General features: G+C 64.5%; 25 protein-coding genes. 12 read left to right on the top strand and 13 right to left on the bottom strand.

Translation table 11 applies throughout. From position 1 onward, the window contains the following. Positions 1–17: 17 nt before the first annotated feature. A complete protein-coding gene (locus P6281_RS08875) occupies positions 18–1,463 on the bottom strand; it encodes a class I adenylate-forming enzyme family protein (RefSeq protein WP_324738789.1) in 1,446 nt (481 codons plus the stop codon). Between the two features lie 118 nt (positions 1,464–1,581). On the opposite strand from P6281_RS08875, the gene P6281_RS08870 reads away from it, so the two are divergent. The 4 genes from P6281_RS08870 to P6281_RS08855 all read left to right on the top strand — a co-directional run bounded on the left by P6281_RS08870 (position 1,582) and on the right by P6281_RS08855 (position 5,206). Next, positions 1,582–2,403, top strand: coding sequence for an SDR family NAD(P)-dependent oxidoreductase (locus P6281_RS08870; RefSeq protein WP_163714954.1), 822 nt, complete (start codon positions 1,582–1,584; stop codon positions 2,401–2,403). Then, entirely contained in the window at positions 2,400–3,542 is a 1,143-nt protein-coding gene (locus P6281_RS08865) for an acyl-CoA dehydrogenase family protein (RefSeq protein ID WP_324738788.1), read from the top strand. The genes P6281_RS08870 and P6281_RS08865 overlap by 4 nt, the downstream gene beginning before the upstream one ends. Next, complete coding sequence (locus P6281_RS08860) at positions 3,539–3,985, top strand: Zn-ribbon domain-containing OB-fold protein (protein ID WP_324738787.1); 447 nt, start codon at positions 3,539–3,541, stop codon at positions 3,983–3,985. The genes P6281_RS08865 and P6281_RS08860 overlap by 4 nt, the downstream gene beginning before the upstream one ends. A 102-nt stretch (positions 3,986–4,087) precedes the next feature. Further along, positions 4,088–5,206, top strand: a complete 1,119-nt coding sequence (locus tag P6281_RS08855; protein ID WP_324738785.1) for a phosphotransferase — start codon at positions 4,088–4,090, stop codon at positions 5,204–5,206. A gap of 19 nt (positions 5,207–5,225) precedes the next feature. Here the strand turns inward: P6281_RS08855 and P6281_RS08850 are convergent, their stop codons facing one another. Genes P6281_RS08850 through P6281_RS08825 form a run of 6 tightly spaced genes read right to left on the bottom strand, consistent with a single transcriptional unit; the run spans position 5,226 to position 10,763 of the window. Then, the gene (locus P6281_RS08850) at positions 5,226–6,047 is read right to left on the bottom strand and encodes a mycofactocin-coupled SDR family oxidoreductase (protein WP_324738784.1); all 822 of its coding nucleotides are present in this window, start codon (positions 6,045–6,047) and stop codon (positions 5,226–5,228) included. A gap of 15 nt (positions 6,048–6,062) precedes the next feature. After that, on the bottom strand, positions 6,063–6,473 hold the full coding sequence (locus tag P6281_RS08845; RefSeq protein ID WP_324738783.1) for a Zn-ribbon domain-containing OB-fold protein: 411 nt from the start codon (positions 6,471–6,473) through the stop codon (positions 6,063–6,065). Then, complete coding sequence (locus tag P6281_RS08840) at positions 6,470–7,606, bottom strand: thiolase C-terminal domain-containing protein (protein ID WP_324738782.1); 1,137 nt, start codon at positions 7,604–7,606, stop codon at positions 6,470–6,472. The genes P6281_RS08845 and P6281_RS08840 overlap by 4 nt, the downstream gene beginning before the upstream one ends. Positions 7,607–7,619: 13 nt before the next feature. Continuing rightward, on the bottom strand, positions 7,620–9,770 hold the full coding sequence (locus P6281_RS08835; RefSeq protein WP_324738781.1) for an acyl-CoA dehydrogenase: 2,151 nt from the start codon (positions 9,768–9,770) through the stop codon (positions 7,620–7,622). A 19-nt stretch (positions 9,771–9,789) separates the two neighbouring features. Next, positions 9,790–10,398: a nitroreductase family protein gene (locus tag P6281_RS08830; protein WP_163714934.1), complete on the bottom strand. Its 609-nt coding sequence runs from the start codon at positions 10,396–10,398 to the stop codon at positions 9,790–9,792. Continuing rightward, positions 10,398–10,763: a DUF4286 family protein gene (locus P6281_RS08825; protein WP_163714930.1), complete on the bottom strand. Its 366-nt coding sequence runs from the start codon at positions 10,761–10,763 to the stop codon at positions 10,398–10,400. The genes P6281_RS08830 and P6281_RS08825 overlap by 1 nt, the downstream gene beginning before the upstream one ends. Before the next feature lie 240 nt (positions 10,764–11,003). On the opposite strand from P6281_RS08825, the gene P6281_RS08820 reads away from it, so the two are divergent. Beyond that, entirely contained in the window at positions 11,004–11,924 is a 921-nt protein-coding gene (locus P6281_RS08820) for a TIGR03619 family F420-dependent LLM class oxidoreductase (RefSeq protein ID WP_163714928.1), read from the top strand. A gap of 23 nt (positions 11,925–11,947) precedes the next feature. On the opposite strand, the gene P6281_RS08815 is transcribed toward P6281_RS08820, so the two are convergent. Further along, positions 11,948–13,138 carry a cytochrome P450 gene (locus tag P6281_RS08815; RefSeq protein ID WP_163714924.1) on the bottom strand — a complete coding sequence of 397 codons (1,191 nt, stop codon included), beginning with the start codon at positions 13,136–13,138 and terminating at the stop codon, positions 11,948–11,950. 167 nt (positions 13,139–13,305) lie between these two features. On the opposite strand from P6281_RS08815, the gene P6281_RS08810 reads away from it, so the two are divergent. After that, on the top strand, positions 13,306–13,896 hold the full coding sequence (locus P6281_RS08810; RefSeq protein ID WP_163714922.1) for a TetR family transcriptional regulator: 591 nt from the start codon (positions 13,306–13,308) through the stop codon (positions 13,894–13,896). Between the two features lie 6 nt (positions 13,897–13,902). Here the strand turns inward: P6281_RS08810 and P6281_RS08805 are convergent, their stop codons facing one another. After that, a complete protein-coding gene (locus P6281_RS08805; RefSeq protein WP_324738780.1) occupies positions 13,903–14,943 on the bottom strand; it encodes a spirocyclase AveC family protein in 1,041 nt (346 codons plus the stop codon). A 236-nt stretch (positions 14,944–15,179) separates the two neighbouring features. Between P6281_RS08805 and P6281_RS08800 the strand changes: the two genes are divergently transcribed. From P6281_RS08800 to P6281_RS08790, 3 genes are read left to right on the top strand one after another with little or no spacing between them, the layout of a single operon-like run. Then, positions 15,180–16,094 (top strand): spirocyclase AveC family protein, encoded by a 915-nt coding sequence (locus tag P6281_RS08800; RefSeq protein ID WP_324738779.1) that lies wholly within the window; start codon positions 15,180–15,182, stop codon positions 16,092–16,094. Between the two features lie 16 nt (positions 16,095–16,110). After that, a complete protein-coding gene (locus P6281_RS08795) occupies positions 16,111–16,278 on the top strand; it encodes a DUF7156 family protein (RefSeq protein WP_155254932.1) in 168 nt (55 codons plus the stop codon). Positions 16,279–16,334: 56 nt separating this feature from the next. Beyond that, entirely contained in the window at positions 16,335–17,198 is an 864-nt protein-coding gene (locus P6281_RS08790) for a 3-carboxyethylcatechol 2,3-dioxygenase (RefSeq protein ID WP_324738778.1), read from the top strand. Here the strand turns inward: P6281_RS08790 and P6281_RS08785 are convergent. Next, positions 17,190–17,639 carry a CoA transferase gene (locus tag P6281_RS08785; protein ID WP_324738777.1) on the bottom strand — a complete coding sequence of 150 codons (450 nt, stop codon included), beginning with the start codon at positions 17,637–17,639 and terminating at the stop codon, positions 17,190–17,192. The two genes, P6281_RS08790 and P6281_RS08785, sit on opposite strands and share 9 nt — an antisense overlap. A 160-nt stretch (positions 17,640–17,799) precedes the next feature. Between P6281_RS08785 and P6281_RS08780 the strand changes: the two genes are divergently transcribed. Next, positions 17,800–18,990, top strand: a complete 1,191-nt coding sequence (locus P6281_RS08780; protein WP_167526057.1) for a CaiB/BaiF CoA transferase family protein — start codon at positions 17,800–17,802, stop codon at positions 18,988–18,990. Between the two features lie 13 nt (positions 18,991–19,003). Here the strand turns inward: P6281_RS08780 and P6281_RS08775 are convergent, their stop codons facing one another. From P6281_RS08775 to P6281_RS08765, 3 genes are read right to left on the bottom strand one after another with little or no spacing between them, the layout of a single operon-like run. Next, on the bottom strand, positions 19,004–20,344 hold the full coding sequence (locus tag P6281_RS08775; RefSeq protein ID WP_163714907.1) for a TetR/AcrR family transcriptional regulator: 1,341 nt from the start codon (positions 20,342–20,344) through the stop codon (positions 19,004–19,006). A gap of 12 nt (positions 20,345–20,356) precedes the next feature. Then, entirely contained in the window at positions 20,357–20,842 is a 486-nt protein-coding gene (locus P6281_RS08770) for a MaoC/PaaZ C-terminal domain-containing protein (protein ID WP_324738776.1), read from the bottom strand. Next, complete coding sequence (locus tag P6281_RS08765) at positions 20,839–21,273, bottom strand: FAS1-like dehydratase domain-containing protein (RefSeq protein ID WP_317727695.1); 435 nt, start codon at positions 21,271–21,273, stop codon at positions 20,839–20,841. Before P6281_RS08765 ends, P6281_RS08770 begins: the two co-directional genes overlap by 4 nt. Positions 21,274–21,351: 78 nt before the next feature. Here P6281_RS08765 and P6281_RS08760 point away from each other — a divergent pair, with 78 nt between their 5' ends. Both P6281_RS08760 and P6281_RS08755 read left to right on the top strand, forming a co-directional pair. Continuing rightward, the gene (locus P6281_RS08760; protein WP_324738775.1) at positions 21,352–22,815 is read left to right on the top strand and encodes an aldehyde dehydrogenase; all 1,464 of its coding nucleotides are present in this window, start codon (positions 21,352–21,354) and stop codon (positions 22,813–22,815) included. Between the two features lie 16 nt (positions 22,816–22,831). Next, positions 22,832–23,965 (top strand): NDMA-dependent alcohol dehydrogenase, encoded by a 1,134-nt coding sequence (locus P6281_RS08755; RefSeq protein WP_163714895.1) that lies wholly within the window; start codon positions 22,832–22,834, stop codon positions 23,963–23,965. The last annotated feature ends 18 nt before the right edge of the window (positions 23,966–23,983 follow it).

Raw genomic sequence — 23,983 nt, 5'->3', positions numbered from 1 at the left:
GAACCCACTGCCTAACCTCAAGTTGACGCGCCGTGCTGACGCTCAAGATGTGACGCCCGAAGTGTGGCACGAACGACCTTGCCTGCACTATTCAGCGGCAGCTCGGTGACCAAATACCAATACTGCGGAATTTTGAAGCCGGCGAGCTTGACCCGGGCGAAAGACCCTAGCTCCTCGGGCCGTGGCGGATGAGCCAAGTCTGTCGGAACTATGAACGCCGCCAGGGTTTCTCCGAGTCGGGTCTCTGGGACGCCCACGACGCCGACCGCGGCAACCCCGGGGTGGGCGCTGAGCACATTCTCGACTTCGAGCGGATAAACGTTCTCTCCACCACGAACCACCATGTCGTGCCGACGACCGCAAAGACGGAGATATCCGTCAGCATCCATTACACCCAAATCCCCGGTGTGCAACCATCCATCGGCGGAATGGGCGGAAAGGTGCGCCGCAGCGGCGAACACTTCGCCGATTCCATCCCGGTCCGGCTCGTCGAGCTGCAGCCGAAGCCCGTCCACCGGCCGGCCGACGGTAGACAGAATGTCGGGATCCTTGACCGCGGCCAACCGGTGGTCCGCTGGGCCCAAGCTGGTGATCGGACTGCCCTCGGTTTGGCCGTAGAGGCTGACCATCGCGACGTCGGGCAACACGTCAAGAACGCGCCGCAGGGTGTCGACGGTGATCGGCGAGGCGCCGTAGATCAATGTCTTCAGCGGAACCGCGTCGAGAAGCCCCTTGCCGAGCAACATCTCGATCATGGTCGGAACGAGCAAGCAGTGGGTGGCACGGAGGTGCTTCAGGCTGTGCCACCAATCGAAGGAGAATCTGTTGGTACAGATAACCGCCGCCCCGGCCGTGAGCGCCACCAGGACGTTGCCCAGTCCCCCGATGTGATGCAGCGGTGAGCCGGTGGCATAACGATCGTCAGGGCCGATGCCGATCACGCGACGCAATAGCTCGGCGCGGGCGTCGAGCACTCGCTCGGTGAGCGATACGCGCTTGGGGACTCCGGTGGTCCCGGCGGTGTGCAGGCAGATCGCTGTGGGACCGCGGTGTGGATGCAACGACCGATCCGACACCGGCAGGAAAGGTAATGTCACCGCCCGTATCCCAACCGCGTCGGCGACCTGCCGAGCCGTCTCAGCGAACGCGGCCTCGGCGAGAAGGACCGATGAGCCGCTCCTACGCACCATTTCGGCCAACTCCGCAACGGTCTGCCTCGGTCCGAGCGGAGCGAGCGGTCGGTTTGCGGCGGCACCGCCGAACAGCAATGCCAGCGCGTCGGCATTGGTGGTCAACAACCCTGGGATGGGCTGACCTGGCTGCACGTCGAGATCGACGAGCAGGTCCGCAGCTGTGACGCCCTTTCCGATCAGTTCGCGGCCAGTGACGGAGCCCGCTTCGCCGATGACAGCGGGACGTTCACTGCGTTCGTGGACGGCGCACATCCGCTCGAGCCACGTCATCCGAGCGGGTGAACCGAACTGGTTGAAAAGGGACTTCTCAACGTTCTCCTCACCGTTTCACCAAAACGATAAATAGTTTACTGTTTATGTGACTTGGCACGAAGGAGGGTGCGACGACGTGCGGATCATCGTCACAGGCGGAAACAGCGGCGTCGGGAAAGCGACCGCGCACGCGATGGCCGCTGCCGGCCACGATGTGGTCATCGCATGCCGCACCCTGACAAAGGCCAACGAAGCCGCGGCGTCCATGCCCGGCGACGTGGAGGTGCGCGAGCTGGACTTGGCCGACCTCACCAGCGTGCGCAAGTTCGCCGATACCGTCGACTATGTCGACGTGCTGGTGAACAACGCCGGTGTGCTGGGCTTGCCACTGACTCGGACGGCCGACGGCTTCGAGGCTCATATGGGCATCAACCACCTCGGCCATTTCGCGTTGACGTGCCTGCTCGGCGACCGGATCCGCGACCGGGTCGTGGCGGTGGCCAGCACCAACTACAACACCGCCCGTATGCACTTCGACGACCTCAACTACCACCATCGCCGCTACAACCCGTGGTCCGCATACGGGGAGTCCAAGCTGGCGAACCTGTTGTTCGTGCGCGAACTGGTCGCCCGCGGCAAGACCGCCTACGCCTCCGATCCCGGCATGACCGACACCGGGATCACCCGCAACGGTTCGGGCGTATTGCAGTGGGCAGGCCGAGTGCTCTCGCCACATATCGCGCAGAACCCGGCCGACGGTGCCCGCTCGACCATTCAGGCGATCACCACGACGCTGCCCAACGGCACCTACATCGCGCCGCGCGGCCTGATGCACCAGTGGGGAAAACCAAAGCCCACCACACTCAGAGACAAGGCCCGCGACGCGGACAGCGCGCGACGACTCTGGGAGATCTCTGCCGAATTGACCGGTTGCGAGTGGCAGGACAGCCGTCCATGACCGTTGACCGACTGCTGCCGACACCCGAAGCACGCGAGCTAGTTCGACTCGCGGCCGATGTCGCGGACAAGGTGCTTGACCCGATCGTCGATGAGCATGAGAAGAACGAGACCTATCCCGAGGGAGTCTTTGCCACCCTGGGTGAGACCGGGCTGCTGACACTGCCGCACCCGGAGCAGTGGGGCGGTGGCGGGCAACCGTACGAGGTGTACCTACAGGTCCTCGAGGAGTTGGCGGCTCGGTGGGCGGCAGTCGCCGTAGCAGTCAGCGTCCACGTCCTGTCCTGCCATCCGTTGATCGCATTCGGCACCGACGAACAGCGACAGGAGTGGCTGCCGACCATGCTGGGTGGTCACACGATCGGCGCCTACAGCTTGTCCGAGCCGCAGGCCGGTTCCGACGCCGCCGCCCTGACCTGTAAGGCCACCGCGACCGACGGTGGTTACCGCGTCAACGGCGCCAAGGCCTGGATCACCCACGGCGGCATAGCCGATTTCTACAGCCTATTCGCCCGCACTGGTGAAGGTGGACAAGGTATTTCGTGCTTTCTGGTCGATAAGAACACCGAAGGACTCACGTTCGGCAAACCCGAGGAGAAGATGGGCTTGCATGCCATTCCGACTACCACGGCGCACTATGACAATGCGCTCGTGTCTGCCCAACGCAGGATCGGCGCCGAAGGGCAGGGCCTGCAGATCGCCTTCAGTGCATTGGATTCCGGACGCCTGGGCATCGCCGCGGTAGCCGTCGGACTGGCGCAGGCAGCCCTCGACGAGGCCGTTTCCTACGCTCAGCAACGGACGACGTTCGGTCGCAAGATCATTGACCATCAGGGCCTGGCTTTCCTGCTGGCCGACATGGCTGCCGCGGTCGACTCCGCGCGTGCCACGTACCTGGACGCGGCGCGGCGCCGCGACGCAGGACTTCCTTACTCACGCAACGCTTCCGTGGCGAAGCTGATCGCCACCGATGCCGCCATGAAGGTCACCACCGACGCCGTGCAAGTGTTCGGCGGCTACGGCTACACCAGGGATTACCGTGTCGAGCGCTACATGCGCGAAGCCAAGATCACCCAGATCTTCGAGGGCACCAACCAGATTCAGCGGCTGGTGATCGGTCGATCGTTGGTCGGATCATGAACTACCAACGTCCCCAGTTGCGATTGGCGCCCAGCCCTACCGCCGAGTCGCTTGCGTTCTGGACCGGTGGTCGCAACGGCGAATTACTGATCACCCGCTGCCACGGCTGCGGCCACTTTTTTCACCCGCCGGGGCCGGCCTGCTGGCGCTGCCGCAGCACCGACGTTGGACCAGAACCCGTCTCCGGCCGGGCAACAGTCGCCGCATATACGGTGAACCGCCAGAACTGGATTCCCGGTTTCGAACCGCCCTACATCGTCGCGATGGTCGAGCTTGCCGAGGAACCCGACACCCGGTTGATTTCGAATGTGGCCGACGTTGCCCCGGACGCGATCAGCGTCGGGATGGCCGTCGAGGTCTTCTTCGAAGACTGGACCGCGCTCTCGGGCGAAGAGGACAGCCGGGTGTGGGTGCCGCTGTTCCGGCCGGCCAAGACGAGGTAGCTAGTCCGTCCATCCAAAGGGTCCCAAAACCAGTTCATGCCTTGGCTTCGGTGATAACGTGACAGTCAACTGTCATAATTGAAATCACCGATGAGGATCGTGATGACCGGACAAGCCCTGCACGTCACGCTTCAGTCCGCCGAGGACATCACGCCTGCGATTCTGACGTCGCTGTTACGCCGACACGATCCCAAGGCGACGGTCACCCGCGTCACGATTGGGCACACCTGGCAGGGCACTACCTCGCATCTGCACCTCGACGTGGCCTACGCCGATCCGCAAACCCGACTTCCACAGCGGCTCTTCATCAAAACGCAATTGACAACGGTCCACGACCTGCCGGAGGCGTTCGACGAATCGCTGTCCGAAGGCGGCGGCGGGACCGTGTTGTATGACGACGAGACAAGGTTCTACCGCGACGTGCGCCCGGACCTGAACGTCGAGACCATGACAACGTACTTCGCCGACCATCTCGACGGTCCATCGCAATTTCTCATCCTCGGGGAGGACATCACACTGCGCGGCGCGCAGGTCCCCGACGCGGTAGCCGGTCTAACTGTCGAGCAAGCCGACGCGCTGCTCGCAACGTTGAGCCAGCTGCACGCACCGTTCTGGGGCAGCCGACGGCTGGCCAACGGCGGCGACCTGGCCTGGCTACAGGATCCCGTCACCGGCGGGTTCGCACACTTTCTGCGCGACAACGGGTTCGCGATAATCCGCGCTCTCATCGACGCCCCGTACAAGAAGGCGCTGCTCGATGCTGCCGGCACTGACATGGACGGTATGGAGGCCGCTTTCTGGAGACTCCAGGACCGGGTGGCCCGCGAGCCGGTCACGGTGCTGCACGGGGATCCTCACCCACGCAACACGTATGCGCTGCCCGACGGCCGAGTGGGTCTCCTCGACTGGCAGCTGATTCGGCGCGGCTCGTGGTCACACGACGTCGGCTATGCGTTGATCGCCGCGCTATCCCCGGAGCTTCGGCGGGCCCACGAGCGCGAGTTGCTGGACAACTATCGCGGCCGGCTGCTCGATGCCGGCGTCACCTCGCTACCCGACCGCGAGTCCATGTGGACCGCGTATCGCGAGAGCCCGGCCTGGGGCTTCTGCATGTGGGCGATCGCGCCCGACCAGATGTATTCGGTCGAGGTCGTGGGCGCGGTGCTTGGCCGCTTCGCGGAGGCCTATTACGACCTGGGCACCGGCACGTTGTTGAGCTGACTCCGTGCGGCAGCAGCCGTCAGGTCATGTTCATGCCGGCGTCGAGCATTAGCGTTGTGCCCGTGTAATACCGGCCACTGTCCGAGACGAGGAACAACACCGTCTCCGAGACATCAAACGGTTCGATCACCGTTACCGGTAGGGCGTTAGCCATCGCCTTAGCGAGATGCGCATTCTGGGCGATCACCTCAAACAGCGCCGGATTCTCCACGATCATGGCGGTGTTGACACCGGTCGGTGCGATCGCCATGACACGGATGTTTTTGGCTGCCATACGCTGTGCGTAGGCCCGTACCAGTCCAGTGACGCCGATTTTGGCCGCGGCGTACGCATCCGCGCCGCCGCTGCCGTCAGTCAGTGCCTTCAGACCAGCCATCGAGCTGGTGGCGACTATGGCACCGCCGCGATCTGACTTCATCATGTGGGCGCTTGCGATCTGCAGGGTGTTCCACACACCGGTGAGCAGCACGCCGATGCCGAGTTCCCACGCCGCCTCGGGATCGGGCTCGTCGACCCGGTTCAATACGATCCCCGCGTTAGCCACCACCGTATCTATGTAGCCGAATTCTGCGACGCCATCGTCGAAGGCGGCCTGTAGTGTTTTGCGGTCGCGGACATCAGCCTGACGGGCGATCATCCGCTGACCGGTCTTCTCCACCAAGTTGACGGTCTCGTCGAGGTCGTCCGGCGTGGCCATCGCATACAGCACGCCGTCGAGTTGGCGACAGATGTCGACACCAACGATATCCGCACCTTCCTCGGCTAACCGGACAGCGTGCGACCGTCCCTGGCCCTTGCCAGCTCCGGTGATGAAGGCGACGCGACCGTCCATTCTGCCCATCTGCTGCTCCCAGCTTTACTTGATGACGAATTCGGGTATGCGATAACCACTTTCGCCGAGATCGACGATGCGTAGCTCAACGTCTTGTCCGACTCGGACGTCGGCGGGATCGACGTCGATGACGGCGTTGATCCGCAAGCCCGGCTGTTCCGCAAGTTCGACCAGCCCGACGACATACGGCGGCATCCGGCCGGGAACGAGGGCCTGTCGCGCAACGATGTAGCTGAAGATCGTGCCGTCACCGCTGACTTCCTCGAAGTGCACGGGACCACCGGTGTACCGGCTGCGTTCCAACGGCGGATGGATCCATTTCCCGGTGTCGTCACAGCGGCACAACATCAACTTACCGTTCTTCAGACCCTCCCAATACGGCGCCGAATCAGGGTCGGGCACCGGAATTGGGGCTACCAGTGCAGGATTCGTCACGGGTGCTCCTTGCTGTAGACGTTCGCACCGCCGAAGGGCCCGCCGCCCGCGGTCACCAGTGCCAGTTGAGCGCCCTCGACCTGACGCACACCGGCCGCGTGCCGTAGTTGCAGCGCTGCCTCGTAGTGGTGGTTGAGGCCGTGGATGTAGCCCTCGGACAGCAGCCCACCGTGCGGGTTGACCACCACGTCACCGCCGTAGGTGGCGCGTCCGGTCGAGAAGAACTTGCCCACTTCGCCTTTCTCGCAGAAGCCGAAACCCTCCATGGTCGCCATCACCGTGTACGTGAAACAGTCGTACATGCAGGCCACATCCATGTCGGCAGGGGTAAGCCCCGTCTTCTCCCAGATCTTCGGCCCTGCCGTGCGCGAGTACATCTCGGTGGGATCGTCCCACTCGCTCCAGCCGGCACCACCCTGCGAATTCGACGATCCGACCAGCCACATCGGCGGTTGCTTGGTGTTGCGGGCGATGTCTTCCCCGACGATCAACACCGCTACCGCGCCGTCGACCTCCGAAGTGCAGTCCAGTACCCGGAACGGCTCGTTGATCCAGCGCGCCGCTAGATAGTCGTCCATGGTCAGCGGTTCGCGTCTCAGAGCGTGTTCGTTAGGCCCCGCATGATTGCGCTGAGTGATCGCGATGTGTCCCAAATCCTCGCAGGTGGAACCATACTCATGCTGATGGCGACGGGCCCACATCGCGAACCACTGCGGCGGCACCATGAAACCGGACGCCGTGTCGAACTGGTCGTGGTGCTGCACCTGCATCGGTCCCTCGATATGGCCGAACCGGTAGCCCGAGCGGCCGTTGAGCGACCGGTACACCAGCACCGCCTTGCACATGCCGGCCTCGATCACCGCGGCGGCGGTGGCGATTTGGTCAGCCACGAGATTGCCGCCGCCGTACATGGCGTTGGCCCAAGCTAATTCGTCGATGCCCAGCGCCCACCCGACAAAGATCGGCTGCTCGGAGTCGTTGGCCATGAAGGTGCAGATGCCGTCGACGTCGGCCGGCGTCAGGCCTGCATCAGCGATGGCATCGCGGCAGGCAGCCACAGCCATCCCGCGGGTCGTGCGGCCGGAGTTGCGGGAGTACTCGGTACGACCGATCCCGACGACGGCACAGGTCATGTGGCTCTCCGATCTACTTAGGTGCCGGATCGCGGGGCAGGCCCAGAATGCGCTCCGCGATCAGGTTTCTGACGATTTCCGACGTACCGCCAGCGATCGTCAGGCACCGGCTGAACAGGTAGTCGTGCACGACCTGTTGTTCCTCGCCGACCAGAATGGCCCGGTCGGCAATCCGCAGCGCCAACTCTGCCACCCGCTGAGCATGCTCAGCCCCGAACAGCTTGGCGATGTTGCCTTCGATCCCGGGCCCGGCGTCGAAGACGGCTCGGGCAGCCTGCCGCAGGTTCAGCGTGGCCAAGGTGTAGGACTCGATCAGCAATGCACCGACCTCGCGGGCAACGCCACTGTCGCCGGGTCGGTGCCGCTCCAACAGATCGATCAAAGCTTCGGCGGTCATGGTGACAGAGCCACCGCCGATCGACACCCGCTCGTTGCCGAACGCCGCCATCGCCACGCTCCAGCCGTCGTTCACGGCGCCGACCACATCACGATAGGGCACGAAGACGTCGTCGAAAAAGACTTCGTTGAACAGCGTCTCGCCAGTGATCTCGGTGAGCGGGCGGATCCGCACGGCCGGATCTGAGAGGTCAATGATCATCGCCGTAATGCCCTTGTGCTTACGCACGTTCGGATCGGTGCGCACGGTGGCCAGCCCGCGTTGGCAATTCACCGCATCACTGGTCCACACCTTTTGACCGCTGACCACCCAGCCGTCGGCGACCCGCGTGGCCTTGGTGGCAACTGCCGCCGCGTCCGAGCCCGCGCCGGGCTCACTAAAGAGTTGGCACCACCGCAGCTCGCCCTCGAGGCTCGGCCAGATCAATCGGTCTACCTGCTCCTTGCTGCCGTGCTGCAGCAGAGTCGGAACCACCCATTCGCCGAGTCCGAGGCTGGGTTTGTCCAACCCATCCAGGGCGTCCTCGATGATCAACTGCTCGACGCTGTCAGCGGCCCGTCCGTACGGCGCGGGCCAGTGCGGTTGCAGATAGCCGCTACGCGCCCAGATCCGTTGGTGCTCGACGGGGTCGGACGCCTCGAGTTCGGAACGGAAATCCAGTGCGGCCTGCCGATATTGCTCGGCACCCTCGGGTAGGTCCACCGATCGACGCCGGCGCACGCCGTCGAGCTGCAGCGCGATGACCTTGTCCCGCAGTGCATCCTGATCACCGGCGAAGGCCTGCAGGACGGTGGCCCGCCTGATGTAGAGGTGGGCGTCGTGCTCCCACGTATAGCCGATGCCGCCGTGCACTTGTACGTTCTGCAGCGACACCCGCTGATAGGCGGTCAGCGCGTGTCCGGCGGCCATCGTGGCGGCCAGTTCGGCCTCCGCACCGACGGCGCGCGCCGCGTCCCATGTCGCGGCAGTGGCGAGCTCGGTGTCGACAAGCATGTTCGCGCAGTGATGTTTGATCGCCTGGAACGAGCCGATGGGCCTACCGAACTGCTCACGGCCGGCGGCGTACGCCGTGGCCATCTCGGTACAGGCGCCCAAACCGCCGACGGCTTCGGCCGCGGCCAGCAGACGAAGAATCCGCACCGCCACCCCGGCTGCGCCGGGGAAAACCTCGGCGACGTGAACGGAGTCCAGGCTGGCCACGATCACCGGTGTGAGCAGCTGATCCACTGAGTCAATGGTTCGGATGCTGACCCCGTCACCGGCCTGCACCAGGACGAGGTCGTCGCCGGAAGGAAGCAAGAAAAGGTCGGCGGCCGCCTCGGCCAGGGCGGGCACCGCAGCGGCTGAGACCGTCGAATCACGAACGGCGACATCGCTGTTCGTGCCGATACCCGCGACCACGTCACCGGATACCAGCCGCGGCAACCACCGCTCACGCTGCTCGTCGGTCCCTACTTCGGCGATCACCGCGGACACCGCGACCGTGGGAAGAAATGGCCCGCCCACCGCGGCGCGACCGAGCTGCTCCAACACAATCGTCAGTTCAGGCAGTCCGTAACCCTGACCGTCGAACCGTTCGTCGAGATGCAGCCCAAGCCACCCGGTGGAGACCATCTCTTTCCAGAGTCCGTCGGTGGACCACCACCGATCAGTCTTGTCGCGGTCGAGCAGAACACGGCGCGCACCCGCGGTGCCCGCGCGCCCGGCTACCATCGCGGCCGCAACTTCGGCGAGCGCGCGGTGATCCTCCGTTATCGCCAACGGCATTGGCAACTCTCCGTTCTCGTCACCACGGGTTACCGAAACCCTCGCGGTAGGTCACCGACGTCGCCGGGCGGCGGCGCGGTGGTGAAAGCTTGCGTGCGGGCAGGCCCACGTAGACCGCGGCCATCGGTATCAGGTTCTGCGGCAGCTGCAGCAGTTCCCGCACACGATCGACACCAAAGGTGGTCAGACCGGTGGTCAGACACGAGCCATATCCCAGGTCGGCAGCGGCAAGCAGCATGTTCTGCACGGCGGGGTAGATCGACGACGGTGCATAGATCTCCGGCACGCGATCCGTGTCGGCGCACACCACTATGACGACCGGCGCCGCGGCGAAGCCGCCTTTGCTGAAACCGAATTCGAGGTCGGCGACCAGCACCTTGTCTTCGACGCTTTGCTTGACGAAGTCGCCGCCGCCGGCATTCCACGTCTCCGTCCACCAAGACGCGAGAAGTGCACGGTTGCCCTCGTCGCGAACCACGATGAACGTCCAGGGCTGAGAATTCTCCGCGCTCGGCGCGTGCACGCTGGCCGCCAACATCTGCTCGACGTCGGAATCGGGTACTTTGCCTTCTGGGTCAAATCGCCGACACGCCCGCTGGGCGCGAATACCGGCGAGCAGCTCGCCCACTAGCGGTCCGCCGGCACGCGTTCGCCGCGCGGCGCCCATCCCGTGAGCGAAACCGTGGTCAGATCAAGCCACTCCCCTAGCGTGAGGGTTCCGGCCATGACACGTTTCAGAAATTCCGCCATGACGACATCGGGCTCGTTGTCCAGCTCGTAGATCACCATGTAACGGTGGGTCGGCGGCGGGAGCTGGGCCGGCAGATCCTCGTCGTCGGGCACCTTCAGTTCGGTGATGTCGTAACGCTGCGCCGCAACCACTCCCGGAACGTCGAGCACCTCCGGTACATGCTGAGCGTCATACCACTTGTTGAAGGCATCATCTTCACCCTCGATCGGGTTGGTGAGCGCTATGAACAGGTTCGGAGCCACGTGACACGCCTTTCGCAACAGCCAGGGATTGGACCCACACTATGACAGTCCACTGCCACAGTCAACGTCAGAGTCATGGTTCGCCGACGGCGTGACCTGACCGGGCGCCGAACCGACTGGGTCCGCCGCCGGAACCTTGACGTTTGTCAGTAGACTGCCATAATGGGCGGGCCACGGTCGGGTGCGCGAGAACCATCAGTCGGCGCTCCGCCCCCGGACCACGAAATCGGAAGGCGCCAGATGAGATTCACGGTTTACCTGCCCAATTGCATGCACGTCGCCGCCATCACCCAGCCCTGGGAACATCAGCTCTCCGGTGCCGACATTGCGCGAGTCGCCCAACACGCCGAGCAGCTGGGTTATTCGATGGTATTTCTGCCAGAGCACTTCCTCACCCCGACGGCTCATCTCGAGTTGTCCGGGGATCATTACTTCGACGCCACCACTGCCCAGGCCTTCGTCGCAGGCGCCACCTCGACGATCACCGTCGGCTCGATGGTCACCATTCTGCCGCTGCACAATCCGATCATCGCCGCGAAGCAGATCGCAACGTTCGACTGGCTTAGTGGCGGTCGCGCTCAGACCACCGTCGGTGTCGGCTGGCTTAAAGAGGAGTACGACGCGATCGGTGTCCCCTTCACCAAGCGCGGCCGCATGGCAGACGAATATCTCGAGGCGATGTTCGAGTTGTGGCATAGCGATTCGCCAAGTTACGACGGTGAATTCGTCAAGTTCGACGACATCGCGTTCGGGCCCAAGCCAATTTCCAAACCCCACCCGACGGTGTGGATGGGCGGAGACGCCGACGCGGTACTGCGCCGGGCGGCCCGGTTCGGAGACGGCTGGGCGCCATGGCTCACCAAGCCCGACGAGCTGCCGGCCAAATTGGATTACCTACGCTCGCAGCCCGGGTTCGACGACCGTCCGTTTTCGGTGTTCTACAGCCTGGCGGTGTTGTCCGTCGGTCAGGAGCACGCCATCGTCGACGATCCGGATGCGCAGTTCGGCCAGAGCGCCCAGCAGGTCATCGACAACTGCAACATGCTGGCCGAGCGCGGCGTCACGGACACTTGGGTGAATCCCCCTGCGCTGGACGGGCTCAGCGCCTACCTCGACCACATGCAGTGGGTAGCCGAGGAAATCATCCCCAAGGTCGGTTGAGCGTTCCGCGACAGCCGCGAGATCTATTGACCCCTCGACGACGGCTTGATGTTCAGCGGCACCGATTGCAGCGACATCGTCCCGGTCGGCCAGGGCATCTGTGGCGGCTTGCCCAGCGCCAGAGTGTATTCGGGAATGCGTGAGTGCCACTCCTCGAGGATGAGCCGTAGTTCGAGACGCGCCAGATGTGAACCCAGACACCGGTGCGGTCCACGCCCGAATGCGAAGTGCACGACCTTGCTGTCAAGATGAATCTGGTCGGCATCCTGGTATCGACGCGGATCGCGGTCGGCGCTGCCATAACTGAGCATGACCGTGGTGTCCTTGGGCACGAACCTGCCCGCCACTTCGACCCCCTCCGTGGTGACACGTGGCGCAAACGGAACCGGGCCGTCGACGCGCAAGATTTCTTCGATGAACGCCGGTATGAGCGTGAAGTCGTGCGCAATACGCCGACGCATGTCGTCGTCGGCCGCCAGCCTGGCCAAGGAGAACCCGACGGCAGAGGTGACGGTGTCGAGCCCGGCCAGCACGAACATGAAACACAGGCCCAAAATCTCGTTGTCCGACATTCCGCCCTCGTCGGTATCTTGGATCAGCTGGGTCAGCATGTCGTTACCGGTTGCATCGGCGCGCCGCTCGGCGATGTGCTCGGTCAAATAGCTGAACAGTTCCAGCGCATGAGCCATCACCTCCGGGGTCGCTTCGGTGCTACTCGGATCGGTGAACTGCAAGATCGCGTCCTTCCACTTGACCAGCCGGTCGCGGTCGGCCATGGGCAGCCCGAACAGCGTCAAAAACACCTGGGAGGGAAAAGGTGTCGCGAGATCGGGTACCACGTCGCACTCGCCCCTCGCGACAATGGCATCGATCAATTCGCCTGCCTGCCTGCGTAGTTCGGGCTCACGCTCGGCCATTTTCTTCGGGCCGAAGAACGGGTCAAGCATTCGGCGGAAGCGGGTGTGATCTGGCGGATCGATCGCGATCGGTACCAACGGAACCGGACTTCCCAGCCGGTCGAAAGCCCTCGCCGACGAGAAGATCTCAGGTTTCTTGGCCGCGAACTCGACGGCCTCGGCACTGGTGAGCACGACCTCCTCGCCAGAACTCACCGCCTCGCCGGCCTCCCGCAGCTCGCGCCAAGCGCGCGTGCGGTCCTCCGCGAAGGGCAGATCGTTGATGTTCAGCGTTCCGGTGATGCCAAGCTCGGTCATTGAGACGAGATCCTCCCTACCCGCGCCGGCTGGCGCTCAAGTAACACTATGACAGTTCACTGTCATATATTGGAAAGTATCGTCGGTATCACAACGAGTGTCAACGATGTGCCGGCACCCGGAGCCGTTGTACTGTCGGGATACCCAGACGGGAAAGGGGATGGCGGATGGCCCGGGGCGACCGATCACCGCGGGACGCGCATGCGGACCGGGTCCGCAATGCTCTGCTGAACGCGGCCCTGAACCTGTTCAGCACCAACGGTTACGACGAGACCACCACGGACCAGATCGCCGAGAGCGTGGGCGTTTCGCCGAGGACCTTCTTCCGCTACTTCCCAACCAAAGAGTCGGTGCTTTTCTTCGGCGAGTACGACTTCATCGACGCCGTGAGCGGGGTCTACCTCGCTCAACCGGAGGAGGCATCAGACTTCGAGGCGTTGGCGAATTCATTCGCGTTGCTTGCACCAGGACTCAAGCGCATCCGTAAAAGGATCGCGCAGTACCACGACGCCGTCGCGTCGTCGCTCGTGTTGCTGGGCCGCGAACGCAAAAACCACGAGGCCAACGCCGAGACCGTCGCTCACGTGATCGCCGAACGGCGCCGGATGCCCGCCCCCGACAGCGAATGCCGGCTCTTGGCGGCCGTTGGCATGCTGCTCGTCGAGCGCGCCCTCAATCAGTGGCTTTCGACGCCAGGCCGTTCACTCGACGACCTGATCCGCCAGGAGTTCGCCGCCCTGCCCGCGGTACTGAAGTAGGGCGAGCTAGCGATCGTCGAAACGGGTGCCGTCGGGGCACGCCCGCGGGGTGTCCGGTCCGCAGTACTGCGTGCGCAGATAGCTCGGGTAGGTCTGGGTCGGCCCGGCGTAAAGGCCCGCGAAGTTCACCGGCAGGTCGTACACGCCGATCGCCACGACGTGCAGAAACCCGGTGACCGCGAGCACCCTCAGCAGTCCTCTGGCCCATGGCCCTGCCCACCCCAGCGTCTCCACACCCGCCTCCACCCTGATTTGGCCGGCGCGGTTGCGAAAGAACATCAGCGCTCCGCTGGAGCTGAGCACCAGCGACCACAGGATGGGGCCGTAGAGCGGTATCTGCATCGTCTGACCCGCCCAGAGCGTGACGCCGGGAATCGACGCCGGATAGCCGAGCAGGCCGTGGCGCACCGCAAAGATCTCGAGCGGAAACTCGATGACGTACACCGCAAGCCAACCGGTGCAGAACGTGCGAACGGGCCCCAGCGTCGGCCATCGGTGCCGCGCCTGCCCCATGGTCCACCGGGCGAACGAGCCCATGGCCAGCGGCATCCAGATGTAGATCATTCCGATCATCAGCACCGGCTCGGCCATCAATCGACCGTCGGGGCTGAGCCAGCCCGGGATGTTCTGCGTCCAGTTGCCGAAATTGAGCAAGCCGGCGTTGTAGAACAGTGCCGGCTGAAACCAGTTGATCAGGGGATCGTGCCACCATGCGATCGCCGATCCGATCACGATGGCAGCTTCGACGCAGAGTTGACGCTCGCGCACGCTCTTGCGGATAACGTAGCCGATGGCAGCCATCGCCAGTATGGGGCAGGCGATCTGGAAGGCGGTCATCGCCCAGTGGGTGGCCGCGGGGATCGGGTCGGGACCGGGATTCACCGGGGTCGCATTCCCCGACGCGATCCACGAGATATAGACGTAGGCGGCGATTACTACGCACACCGTGCCGAGGCTCGACCACAACAACACCGGCCGAATCGTCTTGATCTGCGGAGGCTCGATGGCAGATGACTCTGCCCGGCTAGAGGACTTCAGATCAGTCACTAGGTAGCTCCTTTTGCACGACCTACCAAAGATGACAGTTCACTGTCATAGTGTCAACGTCCGTCATCGGATGCCGGGCTGCTAGCGGTATGCCGCAGCATTCGAGCCGTCATACAGCGGCACCCTCCATCACAGATTCTGGTGACGAACGAATATAGTCAACTAGGTTACATATGTAGAAAGATCGGCTGAACGAAATGAGGTCCGCTCCCTCACCTGCCCGCTGAGAGGCAACGATGCTTTTCGCCACATCACAATTGGCACCACCAGCAACCCTCAACCCATCTGGCGTCTGGTTCTTCAACTGGGTGATACCGATCGCCGGCAGCATCTTCATCGTTCTGGCGATAGCCGACGTCATTCGTCGGCGGCGCCTGACCTGGGGATTCCTCTTCCTGTTCAACAGCCTCGCGGTGTATTGGATGGAGACCATCGGCGACTGGGGCCAGATGCTCTTCTACAGCCCGGCGTTCGCCCAGCACCATCTGCTCGAATGGCTACCGATCAAGACCCCTAACGATCCGTTGTTCATGCCGTTCGCCTACGCGGTGTACTGGGGAGTGCATGCGCTTCTGGTGTTGTGGCTGAGTCAATGGGTGTCCGCGCGGTTCGGCTGGAGCATGCTCAAATCCATGTTGGTGCTGGCGATTCCGGTCAACTACATCTGGGACTTCGCCGTCGAGGGCACCGCGACGGCGATGGGTTGGTGGACCTACGATCCCGGCATCGGGCCGGTTCTGGAGTGGGGCAACGGCGGTCGCATCACACTGCTCTGGACCATCGGCATCATGTGCGTATGGCCCAACCTGATCGCCTATTGGGCCGGCAAGCCACCGATTCGCGGCCTCAACCATTTTGAGCGATTCTGCCGGTTAGATCGTTTCACCGTCCCGCGGACCAGGTTGCATCCGCCTGCCGACACCGAAAGTCGCGGCGGGACAGCCGTTGCCACCAACCAATTGGTCTCGACTAGACAGCAAGAATTCGACGACTACCTCAACTACGACGTGGCGATTCCGCGGTGGCGCTTCGAAATCATGCGACTGGGCGCCTGGTTCATCGTCTTCCAGGTCACCTTCTTTGTGTTCCTGATCATTCCGCTGGTGGTGTTGCGCACCGTGACCGGCGCCGACAGCCCCTACATTCCGTGATCCGAAAGGAGTCCTGGTGGCAAGCGAACGCATGAACAAGCTGCCCGCTGAATTCTTTCTTCCTCCGCAGACCAATGCCGCGCTGCAGCGAGAAACCGTCCGGCTTGTCGCGGCATGCGTGGCGTTCATCGTGATCCTCGGCGTCATCGTGGCGTTGACGCAAGGCATCGTCATCACGGTGTGATGCCGTGGTCGGCCGGCGACTGATCTAACATTAGTGTCATTTCTAGCGGAGAGGTGATGGACGTGACGTCAGACCGGCTGGTCGTCTGCGCGAGCCACAGCCCGGGTAAGGAACGCGATGTCGAACACGCCTTCGGTCGCCGGTTCCGCTCGGCGCTGACGTCAGCGGCCGAACGCGCGCAACGCTTCGATCCCGACGTGGTGATCGTGTTCGGCGGTGACCACCGCCGCGCGTTTCGACACGTTGTACCCGCCTTCGGGGTCGCGTTGTCCGGATCGATTCTGGCCGAAGGCGGCCACCCGGCCGGCAACCTTGATGTGCCGTCCGCGGTGGCACGCGGATTGTGCGAACACCTGCTGTCGGCCGGGTTCGATGTCGCGGCATGTCGTGACATCGGACTGGATCACGCGTTCGCCCAGCCCGTTCGGGATCTGCTCGGCGACTTGGCGGTCAAGCCGGTCATCCCGGTGCCGGTGAACTGTGCCACGGCTCCGCTGCCGACGGGCCGTCGGGTCGCAGAATTCGGCGCGGAGGTTGGCCGGTTCCTGGACGGGATCGCTGAGCGGGTGCTGGTGATCGGCACCGGCGGGTTGTCGCATTCCCCGCCGAGTCTGGAGGTCGACACCTACGACCTCAGCGACGAAGACCGGGCTCGGATCATCGCCGAGGGTATGGCGGCAGCGCGCACCAAGATCCGTCCCGATTGGGACGCCGAAGTGTTGGACGCCATGTCGAACTGGGACGTCGCTTCGCTGATTCGGCTCGTCGACACCGCCCACACCCGTGCGGGCGCGGGCGCCAACGAGGTCAGGACCTGGCTTGCCGCGGGCGCCGCGGGCGGTGGGCGGCCGGTAACCCCGATGGTCTATGAGCCTGTGCCGGAATGGATCACCGGGATGGCCGTCGCGGCGTCAGCGTGACCGAGGCGCCACGCGCGTGGGCCGCGGTTGCGCGGCCGGGGTTCGGGAGAAGCGCGGCGCGGACGCCGGTTGACGGATCCCGTCGACGTCGACGAACACGTTGCATGCCCGCATATGCGGATCGTCGATCGCCTCGGTCGCGGTCAGAACCGGCGTGACGCACGCGTCGCTATCCGCGAAAACCCGCGCCCAGTGGTCCCGAGTTTCCTCCCAGAATTTGTCCGACAGGGCATCGCGCATCGCGGGCCAGCCGGCACGCGCCCGTTGCGGGCCCAGGGTGTCCGGGTCGATCTCCAGCAGCCGCAGCAACTCGGCGAAGAAGGCCGGTTCAAGCGCACCCACGGCGACGTAGCCACCGTCCGCGCATTCGTAGGTGCGGTAGAACGGCGCCGAGCCATCTAATCTGACACCGCATACATATGGTGTTTTCTGTCTGCGCAATGCATCCGGGGGCTACTAGGTCACCCTGATATGATTTTCTGACGTATCCGTCATCTAATCCTCAGAGGTGCTGCACTGTGTGCGTCCGCGGTTCGGGTATTACAGCCGAATACGAGGCAGGCGGTTGGACCGGTCAGCCGGCCCGGAATTCGCCGGCGACATGACGAATGCGCCACTGGCCGGCATAACCGTCGTGAGCCTCGAGCAGGCGGTCGCCGCGCCGTACGCCACCCGACAGCTGGCGGACCTCGGCGCACGGGTAATCAAGGTCGAGCGTCCGCAGGGCGGCGATTTCGCCCGCGGCTACGACCGCACAGTGCACGGGGAGTCGAGCTACTTCGTCTGGCTCAACCGTGGCAAAGAGTCGTTGACTGTCGACCTCAAGCAGCCCGAGGGCAGGCGCATCGTTGAGCGTCTGCTCGAGGGCGCCGACGTGCTGGTGCAAAACCTGGCGCCGGGTGCCGCGGCTCGGATGGGATTGGATGCCGAATCGGTGGCCCGCGCGCACCCACGGACCATCACGGCGACCATCAGCGGCTATGGACAGGACGGACCTTGGCGCGACCGCAAGGCCTACGACCTTTTGGTACAAGCCGAGGCCGGGTTGTTGTCGGTGACCGGTTCGCCGGCGGAGGTGGCGCGCACCGGTGTATCGATCGCCGATATCGCCGCCGGCATGTTCGCCTTCTCCGGAATCCTCACCGCGCTTTACACCCGCGCCACCTCCGGCGCGGTGCGGCCGGTCTCGGTGTCGTTATTCGACGCGTTGGTCGAATGGATGTCCCAACCCCTTTACTACGGCCGCTACGGGGGAAAGGCGCCGCCACGCACCGGCGCGCGGCATCCGACGATCGCCCCGTACGGCCCGGTCACCGCGGGCGACGGCGGCACCGTGTTGCTGGGCGTGCAGAATTCAGCCGAATGGCTGCGGTTCTGCGAAATCGTCTTGGAAAGAAGAGATCTCGTCGACGAACCGCGGTTCGCTACGAACCCTGATCGGGTAGCGCACCGCGACGAGTTGGAGTCGATTATCACCACCGTGGCGGCGCGGCTGAGCGCTGAGGAACTCGAAGGGCGCCTGCAGAGCGCAGGCGTGGCGCACGCGCGCATGAACGGTGTTGACCACTTGTGGCTACATCCGGTACTCGTCGGCCGGGATCGATGGCACGAGATTCAGACGCCCGGCGGTCCGGCTGCCGCGCTGCCGCCGCCCGCGGGCCTGGCAGGCGTCGATCCGGTTATTGGCGACGTGCCCGCGCTGGGCGAGCACAACCGAAAGATCTTGCGCGAGTTGGGATATTCTGCACAGGCGACCGACGAACTCATCGCCGCTGGTATTACGACGGCATAGCCCAGGACTCGATCTACTTCGCGCGTCCGAAGAATCCGCGGTTGATGCAAGTCATTAAGACATTGACGAGCTCGTCGTCGTCAATCGGTTCGGGCAGATCGAGAGCGGCCTGCGGCACCCGGGTGACGAGCGCACGCAGGATCAGTGCGGAGACCACCGGGTCGAACGGATACCGACCCGGTCCGCGGATCAGCATCCTGGCCGTGCCGATATCCATCTGCACCTGGCCGTTCTCCCCGATGCTCACGATGGTGGGGTCGTCGGTGGCACCTTCGGCCCACGCTTCGATGCATCCCGAGTACCGGTCGTAGAACTCGACGTAGGTACGCAGCCAGTGCCGCAGCATCGACTTCTTGGCCACTGGGTCGACGTCGGCGATCCGGTGGGCGAATGCCGTTCCGGCCCCGTAGATTTCGGCGGCCATGGCGGCAAGCAGATCCTGCTTGTCGCTGAAGTACTTGTAGAACGTGCCCCGCGCCACGTTGGCCGCTTCGACAATGTCATCGACACTGGTGCTGCGATAGCCCCGGGCACGGAACTGGGCTGCGCCGGCGTCGGCCAAAGCATTTACGGTGGTGACGGCGCGCTTGCTGAGGCTGGTGGTGCGCTCGCTGATCGAGAGCCCCGCGACGTCTGGGGCCGGAGGCACCTTGAGGGCGTTGATGTCGGCCGCCGCATCCGTGCTGGCGTGCAAAGGCAGTGACCGCAGCACCGATCGTGGGGTGTCGGGGAACAACATCAGCTGCAGGAATACCGACAACGTGTCGACCGCATCCTTGGCGCTACGGCCATAAGCGCGGTCGGTATGTACGAACAGATTGATGCGGTGCACCAGCGCGGTCATCGCCATGGCCGCGACCTCCGGGTCCAGGCCGTTGAGCCCCGACCCGGCGAGCCGCTCGGCGAGACGGTGGTTATAACCGCGCACAAACCGGGTGATTTCGGGACGCACCTTGGTGTCAGACGAGGCGATCGCCGTCCACTGCACGAACATCGTGGAGTATTTTTCGAACACCCAACTCCACTCGCCTAGCCACCAGTTCAGATTGTCGAAGCCGACCTCGTCCGGGCCGAGCGGACCGATGCGACGCGCCACCCGAAACAACGCGCTGCCGCATTCGTTGAGCAGCTCCAGGAAGATCTCGTCCTTGCCTTTGAAGTACTGGTACAGGGTGGCCCGGGACACCCCGGCCGCTTTGGCTATCGCGTCGACCGAGGTGTCGAAGTAGCCCACCCGGCCGAATAGCTCCAGCGAGACCTCAGCGATACGGCCCCGGGTGTTGGCACCACGAGCGCCCACTGCGGGGCTGGAGGGACCATAGCTGGCCCGGCGGACGATCGAGGCCTCCGACATAGTGTTTCCAGCCTATGGCCGATTTGCGTCACCGGCGCCGCATCGAGCGGCGTTTCGCGGATTGACGAACTCGGCGGTGCCGGTGATCGCGACGCCGCCCGTCTGCCGGGTAGCGGTCAACTCCACGATCACCCGTTCGGCATCAGGCTCCGCCGACACGGCGGTCACAGTGCCCGAGCAGGTCAGCACGTCACCCGGCCAGACCTGCTCGCGAAAGCGGACGCCGAAACGGCGCACGCTGCCCGCGCCCAGCCAATCGGTGGCGAACCCGGCCAGCAGCGCCGCGGAGAACATGCCCTGGGCGAACACCGAAGGGTAGCCGGCGGAACGCGCAAGTTGATCGTCGTAATGCATGGGGTTGAAATCACCGGACGCACCTGCGTAGCGGACGAACATCTGCCGAGTCAGTGGTCCGAACTCGCGGACCGGCGCCTGCAGGCCGACACGCAATGCGGTGGTCGTCGTGGTCTGTCCGCCTGCGCCGTCGCCGGGACTCATCGGGCGGCCGTCTCGATGAAGGTGGCTTTGGCCTCAGCGACGAGCGCTCCGCCGGCGTCGCGGTACTCAGTAACCACGGTGGCGAAACGCATCGTGCCCCCACGTTTGCCCGGTTTCGAGTACCGGTCGACGACCCTCTCCCGTGCAGTCAGGACGTCACCGGCCGCGGGCGGGGCGGAGTGAAAGGTGTATTCCTGTTCGCCGTGCAGCAAGCGCTTGCGGTCGAAACCCACGTCAACCCGGACACCGGCCGGGGCCCAGCGGCCTGCGGTCGTCAGGAATGTCGGCGGGATGATCGCGTCAGGACCACGGTAGGCGGGATCGTCGCACAACATGGCCTCAGCGAACTCGGCGACCTTGCCCTGCTCCACGACCAGGTCCCACGGCCGTCCGGAATTACCGTCGGCGTCGTTATCGGACGATGCAGTCATAGTGACCAATACTGTCAGAAAAAGTGAAGACCTGGAACTAAATCGTCGCTTCGTAGCCAATGGGCTGCTTGTCGAAAGATGACATTGCTGCCAGAATCGGTGCCCATGGTGGAGTTGGCGGCAAGCTATGTCGCAGGCAAATGGGTGTCGGGTGCGCACGCCGGAACACTGGATGTGACGTCGCCGGCCACCGGCGAGCTGCTGGGCACCGTCGGTATTGCCGGCCCTGACGACGTGGGCGCCGCGGTCGCCGCCGCCCGCGGCGCCCTGCAGTCGTGGGGGCGGGTCGCTCCTGCCGATCGCGGTGCCGCATTGGGGCGACTCGCCGACGCGCTGAGCGCCCGCAAGGGTGAACTGGCCGACCTGACCACCGCGGAGATCGGCTCGCCGCGATCCTGGAGCACCTTCGGTCAGGTCATCACCGCGGTCGGCGTCCTGCGCGCCTACGCGTCGATCACCCCACACTATCCCTTCTCGACCACCCGTCCATCGGTGACGGGCGGCACCGTCGAGGTGCGTCAGCTTCCCGTCGGCGTGGTCGGCGCCATCGTGCCATGGAACACACCGCTGTTCATCGCAGCGTTAAAGCTCGGTCCCGCCCTGGCGGCGGGGTGCACAGTGGTGCTCAAGCCGGCGCCCGATGCCCCACTCGAATTCGGCGTGCTGATGGAAGCGATCGAGGAAGCTGGACTGCCCGACGGAGTCGTCAACGTCGTCAACGGGGGCGCTGAAACCGGCGAGCTGCTCACCGAACATCCGCGGGTCGACAAGGTCAGCTTCACCGGCTCGACGGCCGTCGGTGCCAGGATCGCAGCGTCGTGTGGCTCCCGAATCCGCCGCTGCAGCACCGAACTGGGCGGCAAGTCCGCGGCCATCGTGCTGCCCGATGCGCCGCTTGAGACGACGGTGCCAGGTCTGGTCGCCGGCGTGATGGGCAACAATGGTCAGCTGTGCGCCGCTCTGACGCGAATCTTGTTGCCGCGCAGCCGCTACGACGAATTGGTGGCCGCACTGACGGCCGCCGTCGCCGGGCTGGTTGTCGGAGATCCCGCCGACCGGGCCACCGATATCGGTCCGCTGATCAGCGAGGCTGCGCGCGACAGGGTCGAGGGGTTCCTGCGGCGCGCGCGGCAGGACGGCGCCACCGTGCTGGTCGGCGGCGAGCGACCCGACCGCCCAGGGTGGTTCGTCTCTCCCGCGGTCGTCGCCGCGACCAACGACATGGAGATCGCCCGCGAAGAGGTCTTCGGACCGGTCGCGGTCGTGATCGCCTACGACGACACCGGCGCCGACGACGTCGCTGAGGCGGTGGCCATCGCCAACGACTCCCGGTACGGGCTGGTCGGCGCGGTGTGGTCTGCCGACGCGGAACGGGCGGCGGCGGTGGCGGCCCAGCTGCTGGTGGGTTCAGTGGCCGTCAACTCGACCGCCGTGCTCGACTTCGCCAGCCCGTTCGGCGGATTCAAGCAGTCCGGCATCGGCCGCGAGGGGGGCCCCGAGGGCATCGCCGGGTTTGTCGAGCATCAAGCCATCATTCGTTGAGCCGGAAAGGATTCCAGTGCAGACTCAAGCAGCGGTCTTGTTCGAACGCAACACACCCTGGTCCATCGAGTCCATCGAGCTCGACGCGCCGAAGGCGACCGAGGCGCTGATCGAACTACACGCTTCGGGCATGTGTCACTCCGACGACCATCTCGTCACCGGCGACATGCCGATCCGATTGCCCTGCATCGGCGGGCACGAGGGCGCGGGCGTGGTCAAGGCCGTCGGCGAGCACGTGTCGTGGCTGTCGCCGGGCGACCACGTGGTGTTCAGCTTCATCCCGTCGTGCGGACGGTGCCCGTCATGCTCGACGGGGCACCAGAGTCTGTGCGACCTCGGCGCAAAGATCTACTCGGGCATGCAGATTCACGACGGCACTGCTCGCCACCATCTCGGTGGCGACGACCTCGCGCTGGCCTGCGGTGTCGGCTCGTTTGCCCACCACACCGTAGTGCACGAGGCCAGTTGCGTGAAGATCCCGGACCACTATCGCCTCGATCTGGCCTGCCTTCTGGGCTGCGGCTTCATCACCGGTTGGGGATCATCGGTCTATGCCGCCAACGTCAGGCCGGGCGACACAGTTGCCATCGCCGGGGTCGGTGGCATCGGCGCCGCGGCAGTCCAGGGCGCGCGGCTCGCGGGTGCCCGCACCATCACCGTCATCGACCCCTCGGAGTACAAACGGGCCGAAGCGGTCAAGATGGGAGCCACTCATACCGCGGCGGACTGGAACGAGGCGAAAGCCGTTGTCGCCGAAGCTACCTGGAACCGCGGCGTAGACAAGTTCATCTGTGCTATGGGAGTCGGTGACGGCCAACTAGTCGGCCAGGCGCTGGCCATGACGGCCAAGCGTGGCCGGCTGGTGGTCACCAACATCCACCCGATGCTGGAACGGGAGATCCGGGCTAATCTGATGGACCTCACCCTGACCGAGAAGCAGATTGTCGGAACCCTCTACGGCTCGGGCAATCCGCGTGCCGACATCCCTAAGATCCTCGAGTTGTACAGCGCCGGGCAGGTCGACCTCGAATCCATGGTCACCCGCACCTACCCCCTGGAGAAGGTCAACGACGGCTACGCCGACATGCACGCCGGCGCCAATATCCGTGGCGTACTGATTTATCCGCCCGCCGAGGGATCACTCGGCTGAGGCAATGCGGTGTCACAT

The organism is Mycobacterium sp. 5-140-3-2 (genome assembly GCF_035666375.1).
Classification (GTDB): Bacteria; Actinomycetota; Actinomycetes; order Mycobacteriales; family Mycobacteriaceae; genus Mycobacterium; species Mycobacterium intracellulare.
This window is presented reverse-complemented; position numbering and strand designations above follow the sequence as displayed.